This window comes from Halorubrum tebenquichense DSM 14210, assembly GCF_000337415.1.
GTDB lineage: Archaea > Halobacteriota > Halobacteria > Halobacteriales > Haloferacaceae > Halorubrum > Halorubrum tebenquichense.
Window position 1 is genome coordinate 126,653 of record NZ_AOJD01000051.1, and the last position, 22,452, is coordinate 149,104.

The following is a 22,452-nucleotide window of genomic DNA, read 5'->3' on the forward strand; positions in this document are numbered from 1 at the left end:
CCGAACGGGTGAATATCTGTGGTCACCGGCGCGGACATCGCCGGTCCGAACCGGCGGACGCGCCGCTGGCACGGTGAGTACGGAGCCAGCGGAAACCGAAAATCGGACCGAAACCGCGGGCGCGCTCAGAACAGCGCGGACGCCGCCGCCTCGGCCGTCTCGATGACGGGACCGAAGCCGGGCAGGAGCAGCATCGTCGCGACCGCCGCGAAGACGACCGCGGCGTACAGCGCCGTCGGCCGCACGTCGACCGCGTCGAGCGCGCTCGGCGTCTCGGGGTCGTCCAAGAACAACGCCTTCACGACCCGGCTGTAGTAGTACAGCGACACGACGCTGTTGACCGCGCCGAGCGCGGCCAGCCACAGGAAGCCGTTGTCGATGGCCGCCTGGAACAGGAAGTACTTCGAGAAGAAGCCGGCGAACGGCGGTAGGCCGGCCAGCGAGAACATGAACACGGCCATCGCGACGGAAGCGACCGGCGCACGCCGCCACAGGCCCGCGTAGTCCGCGAACGTGCGGCCGACGCCCCACCGCTCCGCCATCGCGACGAAGAGGAACGCGCCGGTGTTCATGAACCCGTAGACGAGCAGGTGTGCCATCGCCGCGCCCATGACGGTGCCGTTGGCCGGCCCGTCGAGGGTGAGCGCGGCGACGCCGATGAGCGCGTAGCCGGCGTGACCGATCGAGGAGTACGCGAGCATCCGCTTGACCTCCTCTTGGACCGCGGCCGCGAAGTTCCCGAGCGTCATCGTGACGGCCGCGAGGATCGCGAACGCGAGCATCCAGTTGACGTTCGCCGAGACCGCCATCCCAAGCGGGAACGCCTCGGTGAACACGCGGAACGCGACCACGAACCCGGCAGCCTTCGACGCCGACGAGAGGAACGCGCTGACGGGCGCGGGCGCGCCCTCGTACGCCTCCGGAGCCCAGAAGTGGAACGGGACGGAGGCGGTCTTGAACGCGACGCCGCCGATCATCATCACGACGCCGACGCCGAGGACGCCGGCCAGCCCCTCTATCGAGGCCGACGCGATGTCGGCGAGGATGAGCGACCCGGTCGCGGCGTACACGAGCGAGATGCCGAACAGGAAGATCGCCGACGAGAGCGCGCCGACGAGGAAGTACTTCAGCCCCGCCTCGACGCTCCCGCGGTTCTGCTTGAGGTACGCGACGAGCACGTACGACGGCAGCGACACCATCTCTAAGGCGACGAACACGACCGCGAGCGAGTTCGCGACCGCGAGCAGCGCCATCCCCGTCGCCGCGAACAGCGTCAGCGAGTAGAACGCCGCCGGGTTGTCGTGGTCGTGGAAGTAATCGTGCGCCGCGACGACCACTAACGCCGTCACCGACGCGAAGATAGCGGTGAAGAATAACCCCAACGTGTCCACCTTGATCGCGTCGGCGAACAGCGTGATCGCGCCGCCGGTGTCGACGCTCCCGGTGCCGGACGCGACGAACCAGACGGTCACGGACAGCGAGGCGAGCGCGCCGACCGCGCTCACGACCGCCATCGAGGTGTTCGACCGCGCGTCGGGACTGATCGTGTCGACTAACAGCAGCGCGAGACCGGTGGCCGCCAACACGAGCGCCGGCAGCAGCGCCGTCACCTGCGGAAGCGTCTCAACCATCGATCGTCACCCCCTCGACCACGGGAATGGCAGCGTCGCGTATCATCTCGAAGAAGATGTCGGGCGCGACGCCGAGCACGATGATCGCCACGAGCAGCACCGCGAGCGGGGCGACGTCGTGGAACGCCGCGGGCCCGACCTCGTAGTCGGTTTCGAGCTCGAAGGGCCCGAACAGCGTGCTCTGCATCGCCGACAGCAGGTAGCCGGCGACGATGACGATACCGAACATCGCGAGCGCCGTGAACACCGGCGCGTACGGGAGCGCCGGCGCGGACAGCGAGCCGACGAAGATGAAGAACTCGCCGGCGAAGCCGGCCATCAGCGGCAGCCCCATGTAGCCGAACGCCCCGGCGACGAGGATGCCGACGGTGATCGGCATCCGGTCGGCCATGCCGGCCATGTCGCCGACCATCCGGGTGTGCGTCGTGTTGTAGATGACGCCGACCGCCATGAACATCAGCCCCGAGATGAGTCCGTGCGCGACCATCTGGAAGGTCGCGCCGCCGACGCCGTACTCGGTGAACGCGATGAGACCGAGGATGACGTATCCCATCGACGAGACCGACGAGTACGCGACGATCCGCTTGAGGTCCTTCTGTGCTAACGCCAGCATCGCGCCGTAGATGACGCTGACGACCGCGATCGCCGCGATGGGCACCGCGAGCATCGACGCCTGCTCGGGCAGCATCGTGAAGTTGAACCGGAGCAGCGCGTACGTCCCCATCTTCAGGAGGACGCCCGCCAGAAGCACCGACGCCGGGGTCGGTGCCTGAACGTGGGCGTCCGGGAGCCACGTGTGGAACGGCACGATCGGGACCTTCACCGCGAACCCGAGGAACATCGCGACGAACGCGAACATCGCGACCGCGTCCGGCGCGATGCCGAACCACGCCCCCAGATCGCCCGCGGCGACCGCCTGCGCGATCTCCGGCAGGGCGAACGACGACACCGAGTCGCCGAGCGCGAACACGAGGCTCATGAATCCGATGAACATCAGCAGCGACGCCGCGTTCGTGTACACGAAGAACTTGATCGCGGCGTACTTGCGGCGCGGACCGCCCCAGATGCCGATGAGGAAGTACATCGGGACGAGCACCGCCTCCCAGAAGACGAACCACAGGAAGAAGTCGAGCGCGGCGAACACGCCCAGCAGGTTCGCCTCCATGAACAGCATCAGCCCGTAGAACTGGCTCTGACGGGTGTCGACGGGCGTCCACGCGCTGAGGATCGCGAGCGGCACGAGGAACGTGGTGAGGACGAACAGCGGGAGGCTGATCCCGTCGAGTCCGACGAACCACGAGACGCTCCGACCGCCGACTTCGAGCCACTCGATCTGGGTGGCGTACGCGACCTCGCCGCCGAGCAGCGCGTTACCGCCGGCCTCGAAGCCGGACCACAGGGAGAGGCTCCCGACGAACGGGATCAGACTGATCGCGAACGCCAGCCGGCCGGCCCACTCGTTCGGCGCGAGGAACACGGTCAGCGCGCCGACGAAGGCGACCGCCATGAGCGCTTCGAGCAGCATCAGAACCACCCCCCCGTCGCGCCGAGCACGACGAGCAGCGCGACGAGTCCGAAGGTGAGCAGCGCGGCGTACTGCGAGACGATGCCGGACTGTAGCTTCCGGATCCGACCGCCGCCGGTCAGGCTCACGGAGGAGACGCCGTTGACGACGCCGTCGATGATACCTTGATCGAAGACGTTCGCGCCGCCCGCGACGTCTTCCGTTCGATGCGCGAGCCAGACCTGTAGTTCGTCGAGGTAGTAGTTGTTGTACAGCACGTCTTTGACCCCGCCGAGTTTGGCGGTGTGTTCCGTCGGCGACGCCACGTTGTAGAGCCGCCAGGCGAGTCCGAGTCCGAGCAGTGCGAGTCCGAGGGAGACGGCCGCGCCGGCGAGGACCGTCCCGACCTCACCGCCGACGAGGTACTGGCTGCTGTAGGGACCGAGGTCGCCGTAGTGGTGCGAGGAGAGCCCCTCGATGCCGCCCCAGTGGTTGTCGAGCCAGAGGTGGAGCAGGTCGATCCCCTCGATTCCGAGCACCTTCTGGACCGGGACCATGTTGATGAAGCCGGTGACGACCGCGAGCGACCCGAGGACCGTCAGCGGCCCCTTCACGTTCCAGCGAACGGGTTCGGGGTCGCGGGCGGTGTCGCTCCGCGGCTCGCCGTGGAACGTGAGGAACACCATCCGGAAGGTGTAGAAGGCGGTCACGGGCACCGCGAGCAGCCCCATCAGGTACGCGCCGAACAGCAGCGGTTCGCCGGGCGCGTGGACGAGCGCCTCGAAGAGGATCTCGTCTTTCGACCAGAAGCCGGCGAACGGGAAGATGCCCGCGAGCGCCAGCGACCCGGCGAGGAAGGTGTAGTAGGTCACGGGCATCTTCGATTTCAGTCCGCCCATGTCCCACATGTCCTCGTTGTGGTGCATCGCGATGATGACCGACCCGGCACCGAGGAACAGCAGGGCCTTGAAGAAGGCGTGAGTCGTCAGGTGGAAGACCGCGGCCACGTACCCGCCAGAGCCGAGCGCGAGCATCATGTACCCGTACTGCGAGATGGTGGAGTACGCGAGCACCTGCTTCAGTTCGTCCTTCACCAGCCCCATCGTCGCCGCGAACAGGGCGGTGAAGCCGCCGATAAACGCGATGACCGCGAGCGTCGTCGGGGTGAGCGCGTAGAAGCCGTACATCCGCGCGACGAGGTAGACGCCGGCGGCCACCATCGTCGCGGCGTGGATCAGCGCGGAGACGGGCGTCGGACCCTCCATCGCGTCGGGGAGCCAGGTGTGGAGCGGGAACTGCGCCGACTTCCCGACCACGCCGCCCAAGACGAGCAGGCCGACGACCGTCAGCCACGTCTGGAGTTCGAGGCCGCCGGGCGTCCACGCGACGGAGCCGGAGCCGTTGAGCGCCGCGTCGGCGAGCGCCGGGAACGACCCCTCGCCCGCGAACGAGGCGGTACCGAACGTCGCGAACACCGCGACGACGCCGACGAGGAAGAAGTAGTCACCGAAGCGAGTGACGAGGAACGCCTTCTTCGCGGCCGACGGCGGACCGGGCTCCCGGAAGTGGAAGCCGATGAGCAGGTACGAGCAGAGCCCGACCAGCTCGAAGAACATGAACGCCATCAGCAGGTTGTCGGCGACGACGAAGCCGAGCATCGACGCCGTGAACAGGCCGAGGCCGGCGTAGTACCGCGGCAGCCCCGTCTCGCCCTCGTCGTTCATGTAGCCGAGCGAGAACACGTGGACCAGGAGGGCCACGAGCGTCACGATGACGAGCATCAGCGCCGACAGGGGGTCGATCAGGACGCCGAACGTGAGTTCGACGTCCGTCGGACCGATCCCCGCGCCGCCCTCGCTCGCCCAGTAGTACAGCGTCTCGTTGTAGGCGCGGCCGCCGGCGACGGTCGCCGCGACCCAGATCGAAAGCAGGAACGAGCCCGCGGTCGCCGCGATGCCGCCGAATGCTCCGCCCTTCGGGAGATACCTGCCCGCGCCGAGCGCGATCAGGAACGAGAAGAACGGGAGGAGCACGATCGCCGGAACGTATGCGAATGCGTCCACCATTTTACCACCTCATCTCCGCGGGAACAGTCACGTCTGTCGTGCCGAAGTTGCGGTATAACACGAGTATGATGCCGATACCGATGGCGACCTCGGCGGCGGCGAGCGCGATGACGAACAGCGCGAACACCTGCCCCGTGAGGTCGCCGTAGTACAGCGCGAACGCGACGAAGTTGATGTTGGCCGCGTTCATCATGAGCTCGACGCTCATGAGGAAGTACAGGGCGCTCCGTCGCGTCAGCACGCCGAACAGTCCGATACAGAATATGGCCGACGCCAACAGCAGGTACCACGACGGCGGAATCGACGCGGCGATGGCGGTCACCGCCGCTCACCTCCGTCGCGCCCGCCGTCGGTAAGCACCTGCCCGACCGCGGAGACGATGGAACCGTCCTCCTCGCGTTTCGCGAGGTAGACGGCCCCGTCGACCGCGACGTCGAGCGCGACCGCGGCGATCAGGAAGGCAGCGAGGAACCCCTCGGCTCCGATCGTCGCGATATCGTACCCGCCGAGATTGAACAGGGAGTAACCGATGTTGTGGACGACCGAGGCGTCGGCCGGGAAGCCGGCGGCCTCGGCGTCGAACGCCGCCGCGTTGACCGTCGCGGCTAGCACGGCGAACAGAGCGCCGACAGCGATTGCGGGCGCGATCTTCGACCCGCGGCTCTCGTCGTTGCTCACGCGCGACTCACCTCCGTTTCGGAATCCGATCGCGTGAGCATCACGGCGAACGTGACCAAGATGAGGACCCCGCCCACGTAGACGAGGATCTGCATGGCGGCGATAAACTCCGCCCGCAGCATCACGTAATGCACCGCGACGCTCGTGAGGGCTCCGCCCAGAAGCAGCGCGGCGTGGAACACGTCGCGCGCCAGGACGACCCCGAGGGCGAACGCCAGCGTAACCGCGGCGAACAGCCCGAACGCGATGGTGACTTCAACCATTGTGTGTGTCTCCTATGAGAACCCCTTTGAAGATTTCGAGACGCTACTGGTAGTCGACCTCGCCGTCGCCCTCCCCGATCCACGCGCCGCGATCGGGATTGCGGGACTCCAGCGGGTCGATCCCCTTGTACCACGGGACGTTCTTGAGCTGTTCTTTGTTGAACACGAAGTCGTCTTTCGTGTCCGCGGTGAACTCGAAGTTCTGCGTCAGTAGGATGGCGTCGACGGGGCAGACCTCCTCGCAGAGCCGACAGTAGATACACTGCCCGATGTGGAGGTTGTACTGCTCGCCGTTGCGCTGGTCGTCCTGCACGATCTGGATGGTGTCGTTCGGGCAGACGTTCTCGCACTGCCGACACCAGATACACCGCTCTTGGCTGAACTTGTGGACCCCGCGGAACCGCGGGCTCACTTCGGGCGCGTCCTCCGGGTATTCCACCGTGAACGTCTTCCCGTCCAGCGCGTGCTTCATCGTCGTCGCCATGGATTTCATGAGTCCGATCATGTTACGCGATCACCCCCACGATTACGGCCGTGAGCACCAGGTTCGCGAACGACAGCACCAGCATACCTTTCCAGCCGATCTCGATCAGCTGGTCGATCCGGACGCGGGGTATCGCCGCGCGGGCCCACTGCGTGAACAGGAAGAAGCCCCAGATCTTCACCACGAACCAAATGAAGCCGATGCTCTCCGGGCCCGGCCCGGAAGCGCCGCCGAGGAACGTCACGGCGAGGATCGCACCGCCGAGGAAGATGTGGACGAACTCCCCGAGGTAGAACAGGACGAAGTACGCTGAGGAGTACTCCGTCTGATACCCGCCGACGATCTCCGTCGGCGCTTCGGGGATGTCGAACGGGTTCCGTCCGATCTCGGCCATGTTCGCCGTGAGGAACAGCACGAACGCGAACGGGTTGACGAACGCGTACCACGACGGGATGGCGACGCCGCCGATCGTCGCCAGCGTCTCCGTCTGTGCGCCGACGATGCCGCTCATCTGGAGCGTGCCGGCGAAGATCACCGCCGACATCGCCGTGACGATGAGCGGGATCTCGTACGCGAGGTTCTGCGCGACGGCGCGGAGGCCGCCGAGGAGGGAGTACTTGTTGTTCGACGCGTAGCCGGCCATCACCAGCGAGACGGACGCGATCGACGCGAACGCGAACACCAGCGCGAACCCGACCTCCGGGTCCGCGAGGTGGAGGTTGATCGGGCCGATCCGCCCCATCGGGATGACGGAGAAGCCGAGCAGCGCGGACGCCGGCAGGAGGATCGGCGCGATGTCCCACGAGGGACGGTCGACGCCCTCGGGGATGATGAGCTCCTTCGCGAGCAGCTGGACCGCCGCGGCCGGAATGATGAGCAGGCCGTAGGGACCGATCCGGTCGACCGCGATACGGTCGGTGAACGCGGCCGTGATCTTCCGTTTCGCCCACGGGCCCGCGACGCCGGTGAACGCGAGGATGATGTTACCGACGACGAACGCGGCGACGAGCGACGCCGCGACCTCGCCGATCACGCTGTCGAGCCCGAGCGTGTCGACGATGAACTCGGGGAACAGCTGTGCCGGTGCCGTACCCATCAGCGGTCCACCTCCCCGAGAACGACGTCGAGGCTACCGAGCGCGGCGATGACGTCGGGGATGTACTCCCCGTTCGCCATCTCCGGCAGCGTCTGGAGGTTCGAGAAGCACGGCGACCGGATCTTGAACCGGGCCGGCTTGTCGGTCCCGTCAGAGCGGATGTAGATGCCGAGTTCGCCCTTCGCACCCTCGACGGCGCGGTAGATCTCGGCGTCGTCGTCCGGGCGCAGCGTGCGCGGCACGTTCGCTTGGATGTTCCGCTCGTCTTCGGGCCAGTCTTCGAGCAGGTCGACGCACTGCTCGATGATCTTCGCGGACTCCTCGACCTCGCGCATCCGGACGAGGAGGCGGCTGAAGTTGTCGCAGCCGTCCTCGGTGACGACGTCCCAGTCGAGCTCGTCGTAGTACCCGTACGGGTCGTCGCGGCGCAGGTCGTAGTCGACGCCCGAGCCGCGGGCGACAGGCCCGGTCGCGCCGTAGTTCTTCGCGACCTCCGGCGGTAAGATCCCGGTGTCGATCGTCCGCATCTGGAAGATCTCGTTCGAGGTGATGAGGTTGTGGTACTCCTCGACGGACTCCGGCAGGTGGTCGAGGAAGTCCCGGGTGTCGGAGAAGAACGCCTCGCGGTCCTCGGGCAGGTCCCAGACGACGCCGCCGAGCCGGAAGTAGTTGAACATCAGCCGCTGGCCCGTCAGATCCTCCAAGAGGTTCTGGACGCGCTCGCGGTCGTTGATGGCGTACATGAACGTCGCCGTGAAGTCGCCGTTGATGTCGAGCGCGAACGTCGCCAGCGCGAGCATGTGCGCCGCGATGCGGCACATCTCCGCGCCCATCGTGCGGATGACCTGTGCGTACTCCGGGACCTCGATGTCCGCGAGGTCCTCGGCCGCGCGGGCGTACGCCCACTCGTTGAGCAGCCCCGCCGAGATGTAGTCCCAGCGGTCCGGGTACGGCATGATCTGGTGGCGATACGTGCCGGACTGCGCCATCTGCTCCTCGCTGCGGTGGAGGTAGCCGATGTCCGGCTCGACGTCGACGACCTGCTCGCCGTCGAGGACCGTCTTCAGGTGGAGGACCCCGTGGGTCGCCGGGTGGTGTGGCCCGATGTTGAGGAACATCGTGTCGGACTCCTCGTCTTTGTGATGGTCCTCGAGCGGGTTCGCGTGCTCCGGGAGCGTGGCGATCTGGGGCCGGTCCTTGTCGTAGTCCATCGACAGCGGGTGGCCCTGCCACGTCTCGGGGAGCAGGATCCGACGGAGGTCGGGGTGGCCCTCGTACTCGACGCCGATCAGGTCGTACGCCTCCCGCTCGTGCCAGTCGGCGGTGCGGAACACCGGTTCGGCCGACTCCGAAACGGGGTGATCTTTGTCGGCGGGAACGACGACGCTGACCTCCTGGGTCGGGTCGTCGTACTTCTTCAGGTGGTAGATCGACTCGTAGCGGTTCTCGTACTCCTGTGCGGAGACGACAGAGAGGTGGTCGTACCCCGCCTGCTGTTTCAGGGTTCGGAGCGTCTCCTGAACGGTGTCCGGGCGGATGACGAACCCGGGCGCGTTCAGGTGGTCGTCGCGGGCGACGACGAGGTCGCCGAGCAGCGCCTCCAGTTCGTCGGGGGTGCGCTCGATCGCCGCGTCGTCGGTGGTGTCCGGTCGTTCAAGGCTCATGGCGAATCAGCGAAGTTGTACCGCATGACGAGTTCGTCGTCGTCGATCTGGTCGGTGAGCTTGTCGACGAGTTCGTCGCGTTCGAGGTCCGAGAACTCCTCCAGCTCGTACGGCTTGACGGTGACGGGCGCGGCCTCGCCGTTGGCGACGCGCTCTTGCAGCTTCACGACGCCGTAGACGAGCGCCTCGGGACGGGGCGGGCAGCCGGGGACGTGAATGTCGATCGGGATGACCTCCTCGGCCCCCTTGATCACGTTGTACCCCTCCTGGAACGGGCCGCCGGAGATGGTACACGAACCCATGCCGACGACGAACTTCGGCTCCGGCATCTGGTCGTAGACGCGCTTCATCCGCGGGGCGAACTTGGAGACGATCGTCCCGGGGACGATCATCACGTCGGCCTGCCGCGGGGAGGCGCGCGGGACGCCCGACCCGAAGCGGTCGAGGTCGTGTTTCACCGCGTAGGTGTGCATCATCTCGATGCTACAGCAGGCGATCCCGAACTGCAGCATGAACATCGAGGAGCCCCGACACCAGTTCAGGAACTTGTCGAACTTGGTGAGGATGAACGGCGAGGAGCCGAACGCCTCCCGGAGCCGGGAGTTGAACCGGTCCCCCTGCCCGGTCATCCGGGCGTCTCGGGTTTCGGTTACGACCTGCGATTCGTCGGTGATAAACGGTTGATCGCTGCTCATTAGTTGAGTTCCTCCGTCGTCTTTCTGCTGGTCGCGCGGGGGCTGCGGGCCCAGCTGATCGCCCCCGACCGCCACGCCCAGACGAGTCCGACCGCGAGAACGCCGACGAACGCCAACATCGGCCACAGCAGGTCGGCCATCGGGACGCCGGCCTGGACGGCCGGGCGGTAGATGACCGCCCACGGGAACAGCAACACGGTCTCGATGTCGAACACGACGAACAACAGCGCGACCATGTAGTACTGGATGTTGAACCGGATCCGCGTCCCGCCCGTCGGGGTCTCGCCGGACTCGTATGTGGTACTTTTGCCGGTCTCAGGCACGCTCGGGCGGAGCAGCGCCGACACTGTCATCATCGCTATCGGGATGAGCAGGCCGACGACCGCCAAGGCGCCAATCGCTATCCAATCGCTCATATAGGTCTCCGTAACGTGCTGGGGTTTGGACCGCCCCCTCATAAGCGTTGAGTCTTGTGCGTCCGCGGGCGTGCGGGCCGGTATCGGCCGTTCGCGGACGAAAACGGAAGTACGGCGGGGCCGCGGACGAACCCCGGGGCCGAACACGTTCCGCTACCGGTCGCGGAACCCGTCGAGACCGAGGTCGTGGAGCGCCGCCGAGTCGTCCGCGACGCCCGCCTTCTGCTCGTCGTGCAGCTCGACCAGCCGCTCGGCGACGGCGTCGTGCTCGCGCGCGAGCACTTGCGCGGCCGAGAGGGCGGCGTTGTACGACTTCCCGGCGTCGACGGCGACGATCGGCGCGCCCGTCGGCATCCCGATGACGGAGTCCACCGACTTCTCCTGAACGGGCACCCCGATCACGGGCACGGGGTACGCGATCGAGGCGGTCATGTTCGGCAGGTCGGCCGACTTTCCGCCCGCGCCGGCGATTATCACGTCGAGGCCGCGGGCCGTCGCCGTCTCTCCGTACGCGTACATGAGTTCCGGGGTGCGGTGCGCCGAGACGACGTAGCTCTCGTAGGTGAACCGCGCGTCCGGCGGGTCGCCGAAGTCGGTCTGCTCCGCGAAGCCGAGGTCGTCGAGCGCGTCGTAGGCGTCTTCCATGACGGGGAGGTCCGAGTCCGACCCCATGATGATCCCCACGTCGGGGGTCGCGTCGGGGTCGGCGTCGGCCGCCGCCTCCGCTTCGAGCCGGTCGATCAGGTCTTGGACCGTGGCCATGAGCGTGAGTGACGCGACCCGGACTGTAAATCGTGCCGGTCCCCTATCGCCCGGCGCGTCGCCGATCGACGCCTCAGCGACCGCAAGTCCGAAGGTCCAGGCCGCGGAATCGAGAGGCGAGATGCCCTCCAGACGCGCGTTCCTCTCCGGTCTCGGAGCGGCCGGACTGACGGCTACCGCCGGCTGTCTCACCGGATTCGACGCTGAACCCGGTGCCGACGAGACGTACGACTGGCCGGCCGGCGGCGGCGACGGGTGGAACTCGCGGTCGGTTCCGAACGGGGTCGCGCCGCGGGACGATCCGGCCGTCGATCGGACCTACGAGTTCGACGGGATCCCCGCCGGGGACCCGGTGGTGACCGCCGAAACGGTGCTCCTGAACACCGGCGTGGACGTGGTCGCGCTCGGTCGCGAGGACCTGAGTCCGCGGTGGACCGTCGCTCCGGACGACAACGATGCGTATCGGTACACCGGGGCACCGGCCGTCGCGGACGGCGTGGCGTACGTCCCGGAGAGCGACACGCTGGTCGCGCGCGACCTCGACACCGGCGAGCGGCTGTGGAGCCGGGAGTTCGAGTACGTCTTCGGCGAGACGACGCCGCTCGTCGTCGAGCGCGGGGACGACCGCCGAGTGGTGATCGGGGCCGGCGAGTATCTCCGCGCGTTCGACGGGGCCACGGGCGAGCGACGGTGGGAACGCCGGCTCGACGGGATCGTCCGACCCGCCGCGGCACGCGCGGCCGCGTCGGTGTACGGCGTCGTCTACGCCGCGACGACCGGCGGGGACCTGTACGCGGTCGACGACGAGGGCCGGGTGCGGTGGAACCGGACCGTCGACGCCGGGATTCGAACCGCTCCGACCGTCGTCGCGTCCCGCAGACCCGACGGTGAGACCATAACGGGGTCCGGCGACGTGGTCGTCGGCGACGGAGACGGGTCGATCCGGTGTTTCGAGCCGAACGGGAAGCCCCGGTGGCGTACCGACCTCTTCGGATTCGCCGAAGGGGGGATAGCGGCCGGCCACGACGGGGTGTTCGCGGTCTCCGGCGGACGGTTGTCCGCGCTGAACGCGGAGAACGGGAACGTCGGGTGGCAGACCGACGTCGGAGACGCCGTCCACCCGACGCCGCCGGCGCTCGTGGGCGACACGGTGTACGTCGGCGGGGAACGGCTCCACGGAATCGGCGTCGGCGGCGGCGTCGGCATCGGGTCGGTCCGCGTCGGCGAGACGCGGTTCAAGCACGAGGTCGACGGCAGTGCGAGCTACGTCACCGCCGCCGACGGGTCGCTGTTCGCGACGATGGCGGCGGGGACGAGCGGCGGGCGGTTAGCGGTCCTCTCCTGAGAGGAACGACCGGAGGAGGTCGCCGTCGTGTAGTTCCGACGGGACGCCCCCGAACCAGCGTGCGTCGCGGATCTCGCCTGGATCGACTCCGAGTTCGGTGGCGTCGGGAATACGCCCCTCGGCGCGCGCCGCGTAGACCACGTAGTCGGCCTCGAACGCGACCGCGTCGCGCTCGGCGTCGACGTACGACTGCTCGAAGACGACGATCGGATCGCCGACCGTCGCGTCGAGCCCCGTCTCTTCTCGGGCCTCCCGCGCCGCCGCGGTCGCCGGCGGCTCGCCGGGTTCGGCCGCGCCGCCGGGGAGGACCCAGCCATCAGACCACCCGGTCTTCACGAACGCGAGTCGGCCGTCTGGATCCCGGACGCGGGCCGCGGTCGTCAGGGCGGTCCCCTCCTCCGCCCAGTCGCGGAGCGCCTCGATCCGATTCGGCGGGAGCCGGATCGATTGGCGTTCTCGGGGGGCGTCGGGCGCGAGGGCGTCGGGCATTGGTGCGGTTACGCGTCGAACGTCAGCCCGTCCCGCAGCTCCCGTGCCCGGTCGAGCAGCGCGTCGCGCTCGTCGGCCGAGACCGCGTCCGGGTCCGCGTCGCCGTCCGTCACCGTGAGGTGGCCCATCTTCCGGAGCGGGTACGTGTCGTCTTTCTCGTACCAGTGGAGGTCGGCGTCGGGCGCGCCGAGGACCGACTCGACGCCCGACAGCGTCGCGGGTTCGATTTCGTCAACGTCCCCGAGCACGTTCGCCGTGACCGCGGGCGCGACGAGGTCGGTCGGGCCGAGCGGCCAGCCGAGGACCGCGCGGACGTGGTTCTCGAACTGCGAGGTGCGCGCGCCCTCGATCGTCCAGTGGCCGGAGTTATGCGGGCGCGGCGCGATCTCGTTGACCAGTACCTCGCCCTCTCGGGTCTCGAACAGCTCGATCCCGAAGACGCCGCGGCCGTCGAGGACGTCCAGCACGTCGCGGGCGACCGACTCGGCCTCGGCGACGACCGCGTCGTCGGCGCGGGCGGGGGCGACGCTCTCGCGGAGGATCTCCTCGCGGTGGACCGTCTCCGTGACGGGGTAGGTCCTGGTCTCGCCGTCAGCCCCCTTCAGCCCCATCACCGCGATCTCGCGCTCGAAGTCGAGGAACTCCTCGGCCATCGCGGCACCGCCGACCTCGTCGAGCGCGGCCGCGGCCGCGTCCGGCGTCTCCACGGGAACGTTTCCGCGGCCGTCGTAGCCGCCCTCGCGGGCCTTCAGCATGACGCCGCCGAACTCCTCGACGACGCGTTCGAGGCCCTCGGCGGTCGCGACCGCGACGAACTCGGGGACGGGGATCCCCGCGTCCGCGAGCGCCTCCTTCTGGACCAGCTTGTCCTGAATGGTCTCCAGCGTTTCGGTGTCGGGATGGACCGACACGCCGTGCTCCTCGCCCGCGGCCGCGAGGACGTCCGGGTCGGCGAGTTCGATCTCGAACGTCAGGGCGTCGACGCGGCTCGCGAGCTCGTCGATCGCGTCCGCGTCGTCGAAGTCGGCGACGATCTGGTCGGCGGCGACGGTCGCCGCCGGACAGTCGGGCGTCGGATCCAGCACCACGAGGTCGACGCCGAGCGGCGAGGCGGCCTCGGCCAGCATCCGGCCGAGCTGTCCGCCCCCGACGACCCCGAGCGTCGGTCCCGGCAGAGTGATCGACATGTGGAAGCCAGTACTGGACAGGGGTGAATAAGTATTACCAAATCCGGTAGAGAATAGGCACGAACGCGGATCGATTGGTCGCGCGAGAACCGATCGAGCCCGCCGTCGGGACCCCCGGCGACGGGCTACTCCCGACGCAACAGCAGGGATCCGCCGACCACGACGAGGAGCAGGCTCACGAGACCGACCACCTGCGTGAGGCCGATTCCGAACCCTTCCAGCGGCGAGCCGCCGTCTCCGGAGCCGTCGGCGTCGCCCGCGCCGCCGTCCGACGAGTCGGCACCCCCGGTCGACTCCCCGTCGGGAGTAGTCCGTTCGACGACGGAGACGGCCCCGACCTCGGTCGGGCCGACGGCGACCTCGTACTCCCCGGGCTCGGTGAACTGCGGCGTGAACGTGACGCGTCGGGTCGCGTCGGCGGGGACGGTTATCGTCCGGTCGTCCACGAGTTCGCCGTTTATCCGGAGGTCGACGTTCGTCGTCCCCTCGGCGTCGCCGGCGTTCCGCAGTTCGACGACCACCTCCGTCGCGCGCTCCGGGGTCACCTCCTCGGCCCCGAGCGAGGCGTCCGCGACCGTCACGTCGGACTGCGGCCCGCCGACGGCGAAGTACGAGAACCCGGGCGTCTCGGCGACGTAGGTCCCGTCGCCCTCGTAGGTCGTCGGCAGTTCTCGCCACTGGTTATCGGCGTAGCGGTACAGCGCGACCTCCTCGGGCGATTCGGCGTCGGAGAACGCCGACATGTCCGCCTCGAAGCGGATCTCCGCGCTCTCGACCGCCCCGGAGTCGAACGTGTCCGAGGAGATCTCGAACGCCGACACGGTCTCCGCGTTCTCGTGACCGCGCACGTCGTCCGGGATTCCGGAGGGCTCCATCGGCGTCACGTCGAGGTCGAACGAGAGAATGTCGGACGACGCGGCGACCGACAGGGCCGAGAGCGTCGCGTTCGACGACGCCGCCGCCCCGCTCGGGAGGTCCGCCTCAACGACCTCGCCGGCGTCGACGCTCGCCGCGCTGAGCGTCGCGGTGTCGTTCGTCGTCTCGACCGACGCGGCCGTCGTCTCGACGGTGTCGCCGCTCGGCGGCGGCGCGACGGCACCGCCGCCGCCGTCCGAACCGCCGTCGCTTCCGTCGCCGCCGTCGGAACCACCGCCGCTTCCGTCGCCGCCCTCCGAACCGCCGCCTCCCTCGCCGACCGCGAGGTCGACGCGGCGGACCTCGCCCGGCTCCCACTCGACCGGTTCGTCTGTCCCGGCGACCTCGCCGTTGACGCGGAACTCGACGGTCGCCCCGGCGTCGTCGCTCGTCCCTTCGACGACGAGCTTCTGGTCGAACGCGGACGACCCGCCGTACGCCCCGGACTGGGTCGTGGTGAGGCTCCCGCGCAGTTCGCCGCCGACGTACGCGGTGACTTCGACGCCCTCGGGGGCCGGCTCCCCGTCGACGGTCACGTCGCCGAAGTAGGCCGCGGGCGTCGGCGGCGGTCCGTCCTGCGCGACGGCCGCCGGCGCGACGGCGACCGCGGAGACGACAAGTAGCGATGCGACGAGGACCGCGAGCGGTGTCGAGCGTGTTCGTATCATGGGGAAACGTCCCACACCGGTTCGAACGGGGCGACCCGAGCGGGGACGCCCGGACGTTGCGGGGGAGGGACGCCCGACAGCAGGGTTCCGGTGTAAGTAGTTATTAACCGATTGCTACGACGGATTACCGGATCGGGACGCGGGGTAACGGGTCGTTTCGCCGGGCGGCGACGCCGCGACGTCTGCGGGATCCGCGACGCTCGCGACTCGAAGCGAGAGCGACGGACGGGCCGCGAGGGGAGGTCGACCGAGACCGGACGAGAGCGCGAACAATCCCTCATGTTCGCAAGCATATCGGCTAATACATTAGACCGGGGTGGCCGTACGGATAGTCATGTTACCAATAGTCACGGATGGGGCGGGCGGTCGGGACCCCCGCTGTCGCCCCGACGGCGGCCGAGGCGACGTCGGTGGCGGAGGCGGTAGTGCCGGCGGCCAAGGCGACGTCGACGGCAGCGGGATCGGTGGTGACGACGCGGACGAACCGGGGCCGCGTGCGCGGAACGGAGCCCTCGGTCCGGGCGGGTCGGATCGGGTCGTCGAGCGCGGCGACCTCCTCGAAATCCTCGGGAACCGGCGACGGCGGCTGCTGTGGGCGCTGCTCCACCGCCGCGACGGCCCCGTCGACCTCGCCGACGCGTCCCGGGAGGTCGCGGCCCGGGAACGCGGGGTCGACCCGGCGGTCGTCACGAGCGAGGAGCGCAAGAGCGTGTACGCGTCGCTGTACCAGCACCACTGCCCGGTGATGAGCGAGGCGGGCGCGGTCGCGTTCGACCGCGAGGAGTCGACCGTCGAGGCGGTCCCCGCCGCCGAGCGACAGCGGTTCCTCGATCTGGCGATCGACTCGAGGGCGGTCGCGCGGGCGGTCGCCGGCGCGCTCGCGGCCGTCACGGGCGTCGTCGGCGTCGGGTGGGCGCTCGGCGCGCCGGTGCTCGGTTCGCTCACCCCGACCGAGTTCGGAGCCGTCGTGGGGGTGAGCGTCGCGGTCTCTGTCACCGCCTACGCGGCGGTCGTCTCCCGCAGATACCCGGTCCGTCTCGGCGACCTCCTGAGCGCCGCGGACGGGACGGACCGGTGACTCAGACGGATATCCTCCGGAGGTCGGCTTCGAGGCCGTCGACGAACTCGTTGTACGCCTCGACGAACCCGCGGAACCGGTCCGCGTACTCCCGCACGTCGGCCGCTGATGGGGACTCGTACTGCGACAGGAGGTACAGTCCGCCCGAGCCGCCGATCCGGAGGTACGAGACCGCGCCCTCGTCGTACTTCAGCTCCCAGCGGTCGCCCGCGACGCGGGCCGTGAACGTCCCGTAGTCGTCGCTCTCGTACCGGTACACCTCTCCGGCGATGACCGCGCAGGTGTCGCGGATTTCGTCGAGGACGCGGTCGCGCTCGGCCACCACGCCGTCGGTGGTCGCCGGCTCGGGGAAGTCGGCGCTCACGCCGTCGAGGACGCCGGACAGCGACTCGACGTAGTCGTTCCACGCCGCCACGAACGCGGCGTAGTCGTCGAGGGCGTCGGCCAGATCGTTCGGCTCGGGCGGCTGCTTCGTCGAGATCACGTACGTGTCCGAACCGGAGTTCGGCGAGAACAGGAGGAACTCCAGTTCGCCGGCCTCGTGTTTCACCGTCCATTCGCCGCCGGGCGTCGAGAGGGTCTCGCGGCCGTAGTCGCCCCCCTGAAGCGTCGCGAGCTGGTAGGCGATCCGTCCCGCGTGGTCGCGGACGGCCGCGACGAGGTCGTCGCGGCGCTCCGCCACCGCCGCGGCGTCGCGGACGTCGACGTCGATCCCGAGGTCTGCCTGCGTCGTCACGATCTCACTGGGCGCGCCACGGAGTTAATCGGTTCGGGTCGATGAGACCGCGCCCCTCTCGGCGTTCGCGTGAGGGGCCGTCACCGGATCGTCTCGCGGATCTCGCGGAGCCGCTCTGGCTCGTCGACGCCCGACCGGACGACGACCGCGGAGACCGCGTCGCCGCCGGGGACCGGCGCGTCGCCGCTCAGTATCGCGTCCGAACCGGCTTCCCCGGCGAGCCAGCGCCGCCCGTCGGCGATCGCCTCCCGGTTGAGCCACTGGGGCGGGCCGCCGACCACGAGCAGCGTCCGGTCGGCCCGCCCGTCGGGGACCTCGACCGTGTTCTTCCCGCGGGCCGCCTTGCGGATGACCGTCTCGATGGCCGACACCGCCGCGCTCGTGTCGACCTCCGCCGGCTCCGAGGAGCCGAACAGCCCGAGGCCGAACCGGGACCCGCCCTCCGACGACTCCACCGCCTGCGTCGCGTGGCCGATCGCCGCGATCTCGCCGTCGCCGCCCACCGCCCGGGCGACGTCGCTCGCGTCGAGCACCTGCTGGGGCGTCGACGTCCCCTCCGGCGTCTCGCCCGCCCCGAACAGCGCCGCGATCCGCTCGGCGGCGACCCCGTTGAGCCGGTCGCGGGCCCCGCCAAGCGTCTCGCCGGGGCGGAGCCACGCCGCGTTGTCGAACGGGAACACCGCCGCGCAGCGGTCGGAGAGCGCGTCGAGGGTCCGCGCCGCGTTGCGCTCGGCCAGCGGCCGGTGCGGCGTCCTCGGTTCCGTCCCGTTCCCGGACGCGGCGCTTCCGGCCGCCGCGTTCCCGGCCGCCGCGCTCGGCGGCCCCTCGTCGCCGTCCGGCTCCTCGGTCTCGCTCGGGGTCGGCAGGAACCCGAGCGCGTAGACGGGGGCGTCGTAGAGCCGCGAGAGCTCCTCGGCGAGCGCGGGCGCTGCGCCCGCGCCGGCCGCGCCGCCGAGCCCGACGACGATCAGGAACGCCTCCGCGAGCGACGGCCGCTGGTCGTCCATCTCCCTGCCGAGCTCGCTCGCGTGCGCGTCGCCGAGGCGGCGTCCCGCGTGGAGGTCGCCGCCGAGACCGTCCCCGCCCGCCGCGTCGCCGAACCGGTACCGGCGGTCCTCGCCGAGCGCGTCGAGCGCGCCGAGCGCGTCCATGTCGGTGTCGAACGCGTTGACGCCCGCGAGGAACGGGTCGTCGTCGTGGTCGGCGGCGAGCCGGTCGGCGACCCGCACCCCGGCCCCGCCGAGGCCGATGACGTGTAGTCGCATACGTCGCCGGTCGTCGACCGGGGATATATGACTTCGGCTCGCCGCGAGCGAGGGTCGGGGGAGGCAGTAGCCACACGCGATGGACCGGCGGTGGCGTGTGCCTGCGAGGCCGCACCGCGGCCGAGCAGCACGCGCGAGGGAGTCGCTGGCCCCGGAGCGAAGCGGAGGGTGCCAGCGGCGAGGCTGGGGAGGCATGAGGTGCGGTGCTGTGCTGGGCGGGGGCGGGACTCAAAGGGGCAGCCGCGAGGCGGGCGGAGACGACGTAAGCACCACAGGAGCGAACGTAGTGAGCGACGAGGAGCGCAACGAGTGTACGCCCGCCTCGCGGCTGGGGCTTCGGCGGTCTCCGTGCTGATCGGTCGTTTATAAGCAATCACGTACAGCCGAGCGGCTGGGGCTTCGGCGGTCTCCGTGTCGGTCGGTGATTTATAAGCAACTGCGTCGGAGCGAGCGATCGAGTTCAGCGCCGCGTCTCACCACCGGTATGATCAGAACTCGTCGAGCCGTTGCTGGGCCTCCGGAATCTCGGGACCGGGGTCCGGCTCCACGCCGAGCAGGCGCAACAGCGCGGTGTCCGCGAACGTCAACGCCAACACGAGGACGATCGGCGCGAGGAACAGACCGTGGAACCCGAACACCACCGGTCCGAAGATGTACGCGAGCATGAGCAGGCCGACGTGGGTCGTCTCGCCGCTGAAGTACGGCCGGAGGACGATGTCGGGGATGGTGTCGACGACCACGATCGCGACCGCGAGGAACCCGGCGACGTACGCGAGCAGCGCGACCTCGCCGTCGATCGCGACGGGGATCGACATCGCCGCCGCGATCGGGACGTAGACGATCTTCATCCCGATCACGGGGATCAGGCTGGCGACGCCGGTGAGCGCGCCGGCCAGCGTCGGGTACGGGATCTCGACCGCCGCGGGCGCGGCCGCGTTGTACCCGAGGTAGGTGACGACCGCGATGATCGAGATGGCGATGACGTTGAGCAGGTTCCCGTACAGCACCGCCTCCAGCTCGTCGTCCGCCGTTTCGAGGTACTCGCGAACGATCGCGTCGTCGTCGAATCTGAGCAGCCAGTCGTGGAAGCGAGAGCCGTCGATGAGCAGGTAGTACGTGACGATGACGGTGATGAGGAGGTTCAGGGCGAGCCCGGACAACGTACTCGCCAGCAGCGAGGCCTGCTCGGAGACGAGGTCGATGAGGGGGTCGAACTGCCCGGACTGGTACGCCGCGATCAGGTCGTCCATCGTCGGGTTCGACAGCTCCGCGAGGTCGCCGATCACCGAGTTCTCCGCGCCGATGGTGTCGGCCACCGGATACGCCTCGATGAACCGCCGGGCCTCCAGAATGAGCAACACCAGCGTGTAGCTCACCAGCCCGATGAGCGGGACGCCGATGACCGATAGCGACACCACCGCGCGGACCCGGGCCGGCAGCCGGAACCGTTCGAGCCGGTGGTAGAAGCGCCGCGTCGAGTAGTAGAGGAAGACGGCGACGGTGAGCGGGGCGACGAACCGGTAGGCCACGAAGCCGGCGACGAGCGCGACCGCGAGGCCGAAGAGGGCGACGACGAACCGCTTTTCGTCCATGGACCACGGTCGCCAGCGCCCGACATAAACCATGGTGGTCGGTTCGGGAGCCGCGAGACCGAGCGTGCCGTCACGGCGATCCCAAAGCCCCTAACGGCGGGGAGTGAAGGGGGACGCATGAGCGACATTCACCCGGACCAGCGCGTCGCGGTGCTGGCGGACTCGCAGAACCTGTACCACTCGGCACAGAGCGTGTACTCCCGGAACATCGACTACTCCGGCCTGCTCGAAGCGGCCGTCGCCGACCGCTCGCTCGTCCGCGCCATCGCGTACGTGATCCGCGCCGACTCCCCCGAGGAGGAGAGCTTCTTCGAGGCGCTGCGCGACATCGGCTTCGAGACGAAGATCAAGGAGATCAAGACGTTCGCAGACGGCTCGAAGAAGGCCGACTGGGACCTCGGGATGAGCCTCGACGCCGTCTCCTTAGCGAGTCACGTCGACACCGTCGTCCTCTGTACCGGCGACGGCGACTTCGCGCGGCTCTGCTCGCACCTCCGCCACGAGGGCGTCCGCGTCGAGGCCATGGGGTTCGGCAACTCCGCCGCCGACGAGCTGATCGAGGCCGCCGACGACTTCGTCGACCTCGCCGAAGACGAGGAGACGTTCCTGCTGTAGTCGGTCGCACGTCGGGGCCTGTGCCCGTTCGTCGGACAGCTCTACCGTTCGCCGAGCAGCGCCGCCGCCGCGTCGGCGACCGTCGCCGCGGCCGCCTCCACCTCCCGAACCCGGACGTACTCCCGCTCCGCGTGCGCGACCGCCCCGGACTCGTCGGCGAGGTCGCCGGGACCGAACACCACCGTCGGGGCGGGCGCGAAGTACGACGCCTCCGTCGCCGCGCCGAACGGCCGCACGTCGCCGCCGCGGTCGCTCGGGAGACCGACCGCGGCGGCCGCGCTCCGCGCGCCGCCCGCGACCGCCTCGACGAGTTCGTGGTCCGGGTCAGTCGCGAACGCCTCCAGGAACGGGGACTCGCGGTCGGTGAGCGCGACGGCGACCTCGACGCCGTCACGATCACTCGGGGCGTCGGCGAGCGACTCCCGGACCGCGTCCGCGAGCGAGGACCGGAACCCCTCGGCGCTCTCCGGCGGGACGCTCCGCCGGTCGACCGTGATCGCGCAGTCCGCCGGGACCTGGTTCGTCGCCCTACCCCCCTCGATGACCGTGGCCGTGAGCTTCGGCGGGCCGAGCTGCGGGTGGGCGTCGGCTCCGGCGTCGAACGTCCGGACCGCTGCGAGCGCGTCCTCCGCGGCCGCGACCGCGTTCGCGCCGGCGAACTCCGCGGCGTGCGCGGCGGTTCCCGACAGCTCGACGGTCGCCTGAAACCGCCCCTTCGCGGCGGTGCACGCGTCGAGTCCGGTCGGCTCCCCGACTAAGAACAGGTCGCCGTCAAGCGGATCGTCGATCCCCGGGAGCCGCCCGGTCAGCGCCGCCGCGCCGAGCGACAGGGCCTCCTCGTCGGGCGTGAGCGCGAGCGTGAGGCGGCCGCGTTCGGGCTCGGCGGCGAGGAAGCCGGCCAGGAGGGCCGCGAGCGGCCCCTTCGCGTCGCAGGCCCCCCGTCCGCGGATCACGTCCGCCGCGTCCGGCTCGCCCGACGCCTCCGCGTCGCTCGGCGCGGCACCCCCGCGCTCGTCGCCGCGCGCCTCGGCCCGCTCGAACGGGACGTGCGGGGCCACCGTGTCGAGGTGCGTGTTCAACACGAGGTGCGGACCGGCCTCGGGGGCCGGCGACCGCTTCTCCGCGAGGACGCAGCCGTCCGCGACGACCTCGGAGTCGGCGTCGTGGCGGTCGAGCGTCTCGACGACGAACTCGCGCATCTCGTCGACCGACTCGTGGGAGGGGATCCGAACCGCGTCTTCGAGGAACGAGACCGGGTCGAAGTCGGAGTCGTCCTCCCAGCTCATCGCGGATCGGCCGGGAG

22 protein-coding genes are annotated in these 22,452 nt (G+C 69.5%); 3 read left to right on the forward strand and 19 right to left on the reverse strand.

What is annotated here, in order from left to right:
- Positions 1–125 precede the first annotated feature (125 nt).
- The 12 genes from C472_RS09790 to purE all read right to left on the reverse strand — a co-directional run bounded on the left by C472_RS09790 (position 126) and on the right by purE (position 11,259).
- Positions 126–1,631, reverse strand: a complete 1,506-nt coding sequence (locus C472_RS09790; RefSeq protein ID WP_006629668.1) for an NADH-quinone oxidoreductase subunit N — start codon at positions 1,629–1,631, stop codon at positions 126–128.
- Positions 1,624–3,156: a complex I subunit 4 family protein gene (locus C472_RS09795; protein WP_006629669.1), complete on the reverse strand. Its 1,533-nt coding sequence runs from the start codon at positions 3,154–3,156 to the stop codon at positions 1,624–1,626. Before C472_RS09795 ends, C472_RS09790 begins: the two co-directional genes overlap by 8 nt.
- The gene (gene nuoL / locus C472_RS09800; RefSeq protein ID WP_006629670.1) at positions 3,156–5,201 is read right to left on the reverse strand and encodes an NADH-quinone oxidoreductase subunit L; all 2,046 of its coding nucleotides are present in this window, start codon (positions 5,199–5,201) and stop codon (positions 3,156–3,158) included. The genes C472_RS09795 and nuoL overlap by 1 nt, the downstream gene beginning before the upstream one ends.
- Position 5,202: 1 nt before the next feature.
- Positions 5,203–5,523: an NADH-quinone oxidoreductase subunit NuoK gene (gene nuoK, locus C472_RS09805; RefSeq protein WP_006629671.1), complete on the reverse strand. Its 321-nt coding sequence runs from the start codon at positions 5,521–5,523 to the stop codon at positions 5,203–5,205.
- Entirely contained in the window at positions 5,520–5,879 is a 360-nt protein-coding gene (locus C472_RS09810; RefSeq protein ID WP_006629672.1) for a hypothetical protein, read from the reverse strand. Before C472_RS09810 ends, nuoK begins: the two co-directional genes overlap by 4 nt.
- Positions 5,876–6,142, reverse strand: coding sequence for an NADH-quinone oxidoreductase subunit J (locus tag C472_RS09815; protein ID WP_006629673.1), 267 nt, complete (start codon positions 6,140–6,142; stop codon positions 5,876–5,878). The genes C472_RS09810 and C472_RS09815 overlap by 4 nt, the downstream gene beginning before the upstream one ends.
- Before the next feature lie 43 nt (positions 6,143–6,185).
- Entirely contained in the window at positions 6,186–6,647 is a 462-nt protein-coding gene (locus C472_RS09820; protein ID WP_006629674.1) for a NuoI/complex I 23 kDa subunit family protein, read from the reverse strand.
- Position 6,648: 1 nt separating this feature from the next.
- A complete protein-coding gene (locus C472_RS09825) occupies positions 6,649–7,722 on the reverse strand; it encodes a complex I subunit 1/NuoH family protein (protein ID WP_006629675.1) in 1,074 nt (357 codons plus the stop codon).
- The gene (locus C472_RS09830; RefSeq protein ID WP_006629676.1) at positions 7,722–9,386 is read right to left on the reverse strand and encodes an NADH-quinone oxidoreductase subunit D; all 1,665 of its coding nucleotides are present in this window, start codon (positions 9,384–9,386) and stop codon (positions 7,722–7,724) included. The genes C472_RS09825 and C472_RS09830 overlap by 1 nt, the downstream gene beginning before the upstream one ends.
- Positions 9,383–10,081, reverse strand: coding sequence for an NADH-quinone oxidoreductase subunit B (locus C472_RS09835; RefSeq protein WP_006629677.1), 699 nt, complete (start codon positions 10,079–10,081; stop codon positions 9,383–9,385). Before C472_RS09835 ends, C472_RS09830 begins: the two co-directional genes overlap by 4 nt.
- Positions 10,081–10,497: an NADH-quinone oxidoreductase subunit A gene (locus C472_RS09840; protein ID WP_006629678.1), complete on the reverse strand. Its 417-nt coding sequence runs from the start codon at positions 10,495–10,497 to the stop codon at positions 10,081–10,083. The genes C472_RS09835 and C472_RS09840 overlap by 1 nt, the downstream gene beginning before the upstream one ends.
- Positions 10,498–10,650: 153 nt before the next feature.
- Positions 10,651–11,259, reverse strand: coding sequence for a 5-(carboxyamino)imidazole ribonucleotide mutase (gene purE / locus C472_RS09845; protein WP_006629679.1), 609 nt, complete (start codon positions 11,257–11,259; stop codon positions 10,651–10,653).
- A 121-nt stretch (positions 11,260–11,380) separates the two neighbouring features.
- On the opposite strand from purE, the gene C472_RS09850 reads away from it, so the two are divergent.
- A complete protein-coding gene (locus tag C472_RS09850) occupies positions 11,381–12,604 on the forward strand; it encodes a PQQ-binding-like beta-propeller repeat protein (protein ID WP_006629680.1) in 1,224 nt (407 codons plus the stop codon).
- Here C472_RS09850 and C472_RS09855 read toward each other — a convergent pair.
- The 3 genes from C472_RS09855 to C472_RS09865 form a co-directional block, all read right to left on the reverse strand.
- Positions 12,587–13,093, reverse strand: coding sequence for an NUDIX domain-containing protein (locus C472_RS09855; RefSeq protein ID WP_006629681.1), 507 nt, complete (start codon positions 13,091–13,093; stop codon positions 12,587–12,589). The two genes, C472_RS09850 and C472_RS09855, sit on opposite strands and share 18 nt — an antisense overlap.
- A gap of 8 nt (positions 13,094–13,101) precedes the next feature.
- The gene (locus tag C472_RS09860; RefSeq protein WP_006629682.1) at positions 13,102–14,280 is read right to left on the reverse strand and encodes a 5-(carboxyamino)imidazole ribonucleotide synthase; all 1,179 of its coding nucleotides are present in this window, start codon (positions 14,278–14,280) and stop codon (positions 13,102–13,104) included.
- A gap of 125 nt (positions 14,281–14,405) precedes the next feature.
- Positions 14,406–15,863, reverse strand: a complete 1,458-nt coding sequence (locus C472_RS09865) for a PGF-pre-PGF domain-containing protein (protein WP_006629683.1) — start codon at positions 15,861–15,863, stop codon at positions 14,406–14,408.
- Positions 15,864–16,197: 334 nt separating this feature from the next.
- Here C472_RS09865 and C472_RS09870 point away from each other — a divergent pair, with 334 nt between their 5' ends.
- Positions 16,198–16,941 carry a DUF7344 domain-containing protein gene (locus tag C472_RS09870; protein WP_006629684.1) on the forward strand — a complete coding sequence of 248 codons (744 nt, stop codon included), beginning with the start codon at positions 16,198–16,200 and terminating at the stop codon, positions 16,939–16,941.
- A 1-nt stretch (position 16,942) separates the two neighbouring features.
- Here C472_RS09870 and C472_RS09875 read toward each other — a convergent pair whose 3' ends face one another.
- The 3 genes from C472_RS09875 to C472_RS09885 all read right to left on the reverse strand — a co-directional run bounded on the left by C472_RS09875 (position 16,943) and on the right by C472_RS09885 (position 20,534).
- Positions 16,943–17,677 carry a hypothetical protein gene (locus tag C472_RS09875; RefSeq protein WP_006629685.1) on the reverse strand — a complete coding sequence of 245 codons (735 nt, stop codon included), beginning with the start codon at positions 17,675–17,677 and terminating at the stop codon, positions 16,943–16,945.
- 80 nt (positions 17,678–17,757) lie between these two features.
- Complete coding sequence (locus tag C472_RS09880) at positions 17,758–18,942, reverse strand: cell division protein FtsZ (RefSeq protein ID WP_006629686.1); 1,185 nt, start codon at positions 18,940–18,942, stop codon at positions 17,758–17,760.
- 488 nt (positions 18,943–19,430) lie between these two features.
- Positions 19,431–20,534 (reverse strand): AI-2E family transporter, encoded by a 1,104-nt coding sequence (locus tag C472_RS09885; protein ID WP_006629687.1) that lies wholly within the window; start codon positions 20,532–20,534, stop codon positions 19,431–19,433.
- A 117-nt stretch (positions 20,535–20,651) separates the two neighbouring features.
- Between C472_RS09885 and C472_RS09890 the strand changes: the two genes are divergently transcribed.
- Positions 20,652–21,149 carry a LabA-like NYN domain-containing protein gene (locus C472_RS09890; RefSeq protein ID WP_006629688.1) on the forward strand — a complete coding sequence of 166 codons (498 nt, stop codon included), beginning with the start codon at positions 20,652–20,654 and terminating at the stop codon, positions 21,147–21,149.
- A 41-nt stretch (positions 21,150–21,190) separates the two neighbouring features.
- On the opposite strand, the gene C472_RS09895 is transcribed toward C472_RS09890, so the two are convergent.
- A complete protein-coding gene (locus C472_RS09895; protein ID WP_049906498.1) occupies positions 21,191–22,435 on the reverse strand; it encodes a M20/M25/M40 family metallo-hydrolase in 1,245 nt (414 codons plus the stop codon).
- Positions 22,436–22,452: the final 17 nt, after the last annotated feature.